Origin of the sequence: Paraburkholderia sp. NPDC080076 (assembly GCF_050281145.1) — a bacterium.
In the GTDB taxonomy this organism is placed as follows: Bacteria; Pseudomonadota; Gammaproteobacteria; order Burkholderiales; family Burkholderiaceae; genus Paraburkholderia.
In genome coordinates, this window is the sequence record NZ_JBNNWQ010000018.1 from 103,223 (window position 1) to 110,197 (window position 6,975).

At 64.8% G+C, this 6,975-nt stretch carries 5 protein-coding genes; 3 read left to right on the plus strand and 2 right to left on the minus strand.

All coding sequences use genetic code 11. From position 1 onward, the window contains the following. Positions 1–2 precede the first annotated feature (2 nt). The 3 genes from cobN (at position 3) to ACQKRQ_RS40575 (ending at position 5,547) form a co-directional block, all read left to right on the plus strand. Positions 3–3,809 (plus strand): cobaltochelatase subunit CobN, encoded by a 3,807-nt coding sequence (gene cobN / locus ACQKRQ_RS40565; RefSeq protein ID WP_427483365.1) that lies wholly within the window; start codon positions 3–5, stop codon positions 3,807–3,809. Beyond that, entirely contained in the window at positions 3,806–4,876 is a 1,071-nt protein-coding gene (locus ACQKRQ_RS40570; RefSeq protein ID WP_427483366.1) for an ATP-binding protein, read from the plus strand. The genes cobN and ACQKRQ_RS40570 overlap by 4 nt, the downstream gene beginning before the upstream one ends. 131 nt (positions 4,877–5,007) lie before the next feature. After that, entirely contained in the window at positions 5,008–5,547 is a 540-nt protein-coding gene (locus tag ACQKRQ_RS40575) for a vWA domain-containing protein (protein WP_408318148.1), read from the plus strand. Between the two features lie 35 nt (positions 5,548–5,582). Here the strand turns inward: ACQKRQ_RS40575 and ACQKRQ_RS40580 are convergent, their stop codons facing one another. Together ACQKRQ_RS40580 and ACQKRQ_RS40585 are read right to left on the minus strand one after the other, a co-directional pair. Further along, complete coding sequence (locus ACQKRQ_RS40580; protein ID WP_427483368.1) at positions 5,583–6,527, minus strand: flagellar brake protein; 945 nt, start codon at positions 6,525–6,527, stop codon at positions 5,583–5,585. A gap of 239 nt (positions 6,528–6,766) precedes the next feature. After that, a partial coding sequence (locus ACQKRQ_RS40585) for a hypothetical protein (RefSeq protein ID WP_427483369.1) occupies positions 6,767–6,975 on the minus strand: 209 nt, incomplete at its 5' end.

Sequence of the window (6,975 nt, forward strand, 5' to 3'; positions counted from 1 at the left end):
TCATGCATCTGCTGCGTACCACGCCTGGCGGTTTTGTCGACGATACGCAAGGCGTGATCCGTATCGATCAGCAGCCCGCGGATATCGTGGTGCTCAGCTCCGCCGATACCACGCTGTCGCTGCTGGCGAGCGTTTTTCCGCGCCTCGGTGAGGGCTTCCCGAGCGTGCGGCTCGCGAACGTCACGTATTTGCGGCAACCGGCGTCGGTCGATTTCTATGTCGAAGACGTCTTGCAGCATGCACGCGTGGTGGTGGTCGATCATCTCGGCGGCGAGGCGTATTGGCCTTACGGCATCGAGCAGGTGGTGGCGCTCGCCGAGCGCAAGCAGCAGACGCTCGCGATGTTTTCCGGCGATCTGCAGGAAGATCCGAACCTGCTCGCGCGCAGCACCGCGAGCGCCGATCTGTGCCATCAGCTGTGGCGCTATCTGCGTGAAGGCGGCCCACAAAATGCCGAGGCGTTCCTGCGCTGTATCGCGCACCGTGTCTGCGGCTGGGGACGCGAACCGGCGCCGCCGCGCGCGTTGCCCGCCGCGACGCTCTACCATCCCGAGCGTGACACACCGACGGTTGCCGATTGGCAGGCGCGCTGGCGGCAGGACGCGCCGGTCGCGGCGATCCTGTTCTACAAGGCGCATCTGCAGGCGGCCAATACGGCCGTGTTCGATGCGCTGATCGACGCGCTCGAATCGCAAGGTCTGAATCCGCTGCCGATCGCGATCACCTCGCTGAAAGATGCGATGAGCCGAGACGTCGTGCAGTCGCTGTGCGCGCAGCACGAGGTCGCGTTGGTGCTGAACACGACCGCCTTCGCCGCGTCCGCGATCGACGACCCCGAGCCGCTTGCGCTCGCCGGCGACGCTCCGGTGTTCCAGGTGATCCTGAGCGGCGGCAATCGCGAGGATTGGGTCAAGGACAATCAAGGCCTCAATTCGCGCGATATCGCCATGCATATCGCGCTGCCGGAAGTGGATGGCCGCATCATCACGCGCGCGATCAGTTTCAAGGGACTCGCGTACCGTTGTCCTCACACTCAGGTCGACGTGGTGCGTTATCAGCCTGACGCCGGGCGAGTGGGCTTTCTCGCTGAACTGAGCCGGCGCTGGTGCCGTCTGCGTTCACTCGATAACGCGGACAAGAAACTCGCGCTGATCCTCGCCAACTATCCGATGAGCGAAGGGCGCATCGGCAATGGCGTGGGCCTCGATACGCCCGCCTCGGTGGTCGGCATTCTGTCGATGCTGCGCGCCGAGGGCTATCGTCTCACCGACTTGCCCGCGAACGGCGACGCGTTGTTGAAGAAGCTCACCGAAGGCGTGACCAACGATCCGGTCGTGCGCGATCTGCGTCCCGCGCTGCAAAGCCTCGCGCTCGACGACTATCTCGCGCACTTCAATGCGTTGCCCGCCGAGGCGCGCCAGGCGCTGAACGCGCGTTGGGGTACGCCCGAACAGGACCCGACGCTGCGACGCGGCCGCTTCATGATCGCGGGCTGGCGCTGCGGACAGGTCTTCGTCGGCATTCAACCGTCGCGTTCGCGCGAACAGGGCGACTACGCGAGCTATCACGACGCCGAACTCGTGCCGCCGCATGCGTATCTGGCGTTCTATTTCTGGTTGCGTCACCAGTTCGGCATCGACGCAGTCGTGCATGTCGGCAAGCACGGCAATCTGGAATGGCTGCCCGGCAAGAGCGTCGCGTTGAGCGATGCCTGCTGGCCCGATCTGATTCTCGGGCCGATGCCGCATCTGTATCCGTTCATCGTCAACGATCCGGGCGAGGGCAGCCAGGCAAAACGCCGCGCGCAGGCCGTCATCATCGATCACCTGATGCCGCCGCTCACGCGCGCCGAAAGTTACGGACCCTTGCAGGATCTCGAGCGCCAGGTCGACGAATACTATGAAGCGCTGATGGTCGACCCGCGCCGCTCGAAGCTGTTGCGGCGCACGATTCTGGCGACCATCGTCGAACATAAGCTGCATGAGGAACTGAGTCTCGCGGCGCCGAACGGGCAGGACGATGAAGACACGCTGCTCACGCGCGTCGATGCGTGGTTGTGCGAGTTGAAGGAGGCGCAGATTCGCGATGGCTTGCATACGTTCGGGCAATCGCCTGATGGCGTGCAGCGGCGCGATACGTTGCTAGCGTTGGGGCGTTTTCCGGTCGGCGACGGCCAAGGCGGCAAGGCCGGTTTGATCGACGCGCTGGCGCGTGATCTGCGGATGGATCATCTGTTCGATCCGCTGTCGGTGGACTGGTCGGCGGCGTGGGACGGGCCGCGTCCCGATGTGCTGCAGCGCGTGAGCGATGCGCCGTGGCGGCACTGTGGCGATACGCGGGAACGGTTGGAGTTGCTGGCGGCCGAGTTGCTACGTGATGTGTGTGGCGATCGAACGGACGCATCGGTAGCGCCGTTTTTTGCGGCCGGCTTGCCGCAAGCGGAGCAAGTGATCGAGCGTCTGCGTAACGACGTGTTGCCACGGCTCGACGCTTGCGGTCCGCAGGAAATGCTTCAACTGAAGCGCGGCCTCGAAGGGCGTTTCGTGCCGCCGGGGCCGAGCGGTTCACCATCGCGTGGCCGGCCCGACGTGCTACCCACCGGCCGCAATTTCTATTCAGTCGACACGCGCGCAGTTCCCACGCAAGCGGCCTGGTCGCTCGGCTTGAAATCGGCCCAGCAGTTGATCGAACGGCACTTGCAGGAGAAAGGCGACTATCCGCGCGCCATTGGGCTTTCCGTCTGGGGTACCGCGACCATGCGCACGGGCGGCGACGATATCGCCCAGGCGCTCGCGTTGCTCGGCGTGCGGCCGAAGTGGGCGCCGGGCAGCCATCGCGTGACCGATTTTGAAATCATGCCGATCGAGGCGTTCGACCGACCACGTATCGACGTCACCTTGCGGGTGTCCGGTTTCTTCCGCGACGCCTTCGCCAACGTCATGCATCTGTTCGATGCAGCGGTGCAGGCCGTCGCCGAACTCGACGAACCCGAGGACCTGAATCCGATTCGCGTACGCGTGCTGCGCGAACGCGATGCGTTGATCGCGCGCGGCATGGATGCCGCCGAAGCGCGCAAGCGCGCCGGCTGGCGCGTGTTCAGCGCGCGGCCCGGCGCATATGGAGCAGGTCTGCAGGACATGATCGATTCGCAGCAATGGCAGACCGACGCCGATCTCGCGAACGCGTATCAGGCGTGGGGCGGTTACGCGTACACGCAAAAGAACTCGGGCGAAGAAGCGCGCCACGCGTTCGGTACGCGCCTCGCCGCGATGGACGTGGTGCTGCAGAACCAGGACAACCGCGAGCACGACCTGCTCGATTCGAACGACTACTACCAGTTTCAGGGCGGCATGGTTGCGGCGGTGCGGCATCTGGCTGGCGATCAGCCGAGCGTGTATCACGCCGACCACAGCAATCCGGCCGCGCCGCGCGTGCGTACGCTGCACGAGGAGATCGCGCGCGTGATCCGCTCGCGCGTGGTCAATCCGAAATGGCTGGATGGCGTGAAGCGTCACGGCTATAAGGGCGCGGCCGAAATCGCCGCGACCGTCGATTATCTGTACGGTTACGATGCGACCGCGCGCGTGATCGCCGATCATCAATATGCGCTCGTGACCGATGCCTATCTGAACGATGCGGACACCCGTGAGTTCTTGCAGCGGCATAACCCGCACGCGTTGCATTCGATATGCGAGCGTCTGCTCGAAGCCATGCAGCGCGGTTTGTGGCAGGCGCCCGGCGACTATCGCGCGCAAGTCGAACAGCATCTGCTCGCGAGCGAGCAGCAGATCGAAGGAATGCAAACATGAATCCAGCGATGAGTGCGGGCGCCGCGCGGCCGGCTTTTCCCTTTGCCGCGCTGATCGGGCAGGCGCCGTTGCAGCAGGCGCTGCTGCTGGCCGCCATCGATCCGGGCTTAAGCGGCGTGCTGGTCACGGGGCCGCGCGGTACGGCGAAATCGACCGCGGCGCGCGCGCTGGCTGAGTTGTTGCCGCAAGGGCAACTGGTGAATCTGCCGCTTGGCGCCAGCGAAGATCGTTTGATCGGCACGCTCGATATCGAAACCGTGTTGCGCGACGGCTCGGTGCGGTTCTCGCCCGGTCTGCTCGCGAAAGCGCACCGCGGCGTGCTGTATGTGGACGAGATCAATCTACTGCCCGATGCACTCGTCGATGCCTTGCTCGACGCGGCTGCGAGCGGCGTGAATACCGTCGAGCGCGACGGCGTGTCGCATAGCCATGACGCCAGCTTCGTGCTGATCGGCACGATGAATCCTGAAGAGGGTGAACTGCGGCCGCAATTGATCGACCGTTTCGGATTGATGGTCGAGTTGCAGAACTGCTTCGAGCCGCGCGTGCGTCAGGCGATCGTGAAGGCACGGCTGGCGTTCGATCTGGATCCACAGGGTTTTCGTGCGGACTATGCGCAGCAGCAGGCGGCTTATATCGAGCAGATTCGAGCGGCGCGCGAAGCGCTGCCGCAACTCGCGTTCGACGACGCCGTGCATGCGCATGTCAGCGAGCTGTGCATCGGCGCCGCCGTGGATGGCCTGCGCGCCGATCTCGTGATGCTGCGCGCGGCGCGCGCGTTGGCCGCGCTCGAACAGGCGGCCGCGGTGACGGCCGAGCATGTCGATCGGGTGGCCGAGGCGGTGTTGGTTCATCGGCGCCATGTTCGGGAGTCGCAGGCCGAAGGCGATGCGCGTAAGCGTGACGCCGAGCGGGAGACTTCTTCCGATAGCCGTGCTTCATCTGCGGAAGGAAATGCGCCGCCAGCCGCCGCTACCGGCGATAGCGATTGGGGCTACCTCGCGCCCGAACCGGCCGGTACCACGCACGTCAAAGGCGTCATACCGCTTAACGTAAAAAAACGCTGAGCCATCGGAAGGGCGCCGCCGCTGACTCGCGCAGCGGTTTTCGATGGCGGCAAGGCGCGGGCGCGGGTGCGCGCGGCCGCTTGAGCGGGGAACCGCGCAAGCGCATCGACTGGCCGCCGACACTCGCCGCGATGCGCCAGGACGCGCTGCGCGCCGAGCATCTGCGTTTCGTGCGCGAGGCGCCGCGCGGCGGTGTGCTGCATTGCTTCGTACTCGATTGCTCGGGCTCCATGCTGGCCGGGCAGCGCCTCGCGCTCGCCAAGGGACTGCTGATCGCCTTGTTCGATCGCGCGAGCGCCGCGCGTGCCGAAGCGGCGCTGGTCTGTTTCGGCGGCGCCGGTGCGGATGTGCGTTTCGGCCCCGCTGTGCCCCGCTGGTGGAACGAGCGGTGGCTGAGGCCCGTGGGCGGCGGAGGCGGCACGCCGTTGACGGCGGGCGTCCGGCGAGCAACCGAACTGCTGGAGCGCAGCGCGCGCCGCAAGCCCGGGCAGCAACGCTGGTTGTGGATTCTGACCGATGGTCGCACGCGTGATATGCCGGTGCGGCCGCTCGATGTGGACGAAGTCGTATTCGTTGATTTCGAGCGCGAGGCGATCCGGTTGGGACGTTGCGAAATGCTCGCCGATGCGTGGGGCGCGCGGCGTTTCACGCCGGAAGAACTGATGGGCTGAGCGGCGCGTGAGGTGTTTCGCTCGCGGGCCTGCGCTTATTTCAGACCGCTCGACCAATACACCACGTCGTCCTGGCGGTCGAACACGAAGACTTTCATCGCCATTTGCTGAGACGCGTCGAGCTGATCGAGTTCGAGCCCGTGAGTCGAAGGCTCGCCGGGGCCGCCGCCTTTCTGCACGTTGCGGATCACCGCCGTGGTTTCGATCTCCGTGTCGAGATCCTTCGATTTCAGGCGGAACGCAACGCGCAAGCGGTCGCCGACGGCGCCCAGCGTCCACGAGGCGTCCAGCGACATGCCGAGTGCGCTGATGCCTCTCGCGAGTCCGAGGCCCTCATACGATTCCCCGCTTTGACCGATGCCGAAACGCACTGCGAGGTGCGCGCGGACGCGGATCGACTTGCGTTCGCGCAGGCGGCGGATCACGCCCGGCTTCGACAGCACGACGTAGTCGAACGGCGTGCGGCAAATCGCTTCGATCGTGCAGACGAAACGAAACACCGCATGGCTGGCGATTGCGACGATTTCGATGTTTTCGCCGACGCCCAGCGGGAGCATGCGGCCTTCGTGCATTGGCGGAGTGACGAAGAGCGAAAGATTCGGCGCGAAGCCGATGATGCGGCACGGATGCATGGGCGCGCCGCTGCCGAGCTGCGAGCGCACACCGATCAATGCACCGATTTCCAGATGCATGTCCTTGAGCGTCAGTTCGCCGTTGGGGTCCGCTTGTGGCTCTGCCTGGAGCGTCGGTTGCGCGGCCGCGCCCACCAGGTCGCCGCGCTGCGGACGGAAGTGCCCGAACAGGAATTTGCGCTCGTCCGTGGTTGCGAGGATGGTGCCGCTGGCGAAAAGGAGCGTGCCGTCGGCGTCGACGATTGGCCAGTCGAGGGGCGTGCCTACCGGCACCTTCTCCGGATTCAGAGCTGGCATTTGGGCTGCGAGTGAGGTTTCCTCGACGTGTTCCTCAACTGGGTTATCCATGGTCGGCGGCCATTTAAGTGACAGGATATCTTGGTTGACGGCTGGCGAGAGGGAAACTTTAGGTTTTAGCGGCGCGGCCGGCTTTCCGGTTCTTGCGGCGCTTCTTTGGGGTGTGGGCCGGATGGGTCTCGTGGCTCTCTATATGGTACGGAGGCTGGTTTGGCTGGTTGGCAGCGGGGAGGTGAGGTCGCCGATTGCTGTCTGGTCGTCGCGAGCACGATTGCCTCATGATTGGTCAATTAAATCGGATGGCTAACTAATTTGACGGCGTTGTGGTGGCGGTCTGTTTCGGTGTCTCTCAACTTTCTGAAAAATATTGCGCGAAGGGGGTTGACGACCTGTCGCTCGCTCTCCATAATCTCGTTTCTCTGCTGCTGATGCAGCGACGCAGAACGAAGCGGTGCCGGGTGGTTGTGAGGTTGACGACGCGCGGTGCCGGTCCGGTAGT

What these genes read in the sequence shown, in the direction of transcription:
- cobN (WP_427483365.1), top strand. Translation starts at nt 3, where the DNA reads ATGCATCTGCTGCGTACCACGCCTGGCGGTTTTGTCGACGATACGCAA.
- ACQKRQ_RS40570 (WP_427483366.1), top strand. Translation starts at nt 3,806, where the DNA reads ATGAATCCAGCGATGAGTGCGGGCGCCGCGCGGCCGGCTTTTCCCTTT.
- ACQKRQ_RS40575 (WP_408318148.1), top strand. Translation starts at nt 5,008, where the DNA reads ATGCGCCAGGACGCGCTGCGCGCCGAGCATCTGCGTTTCGTGCGCGAG.
- ACQKRQ_RS40580 (WP_427483368.1), bottom strand. Translation starts at nt 6,527, where the DNA reads ATGGATAACCCAGTTGAGGAACACGTCGAGGAAACCTCACTCGCAGCC.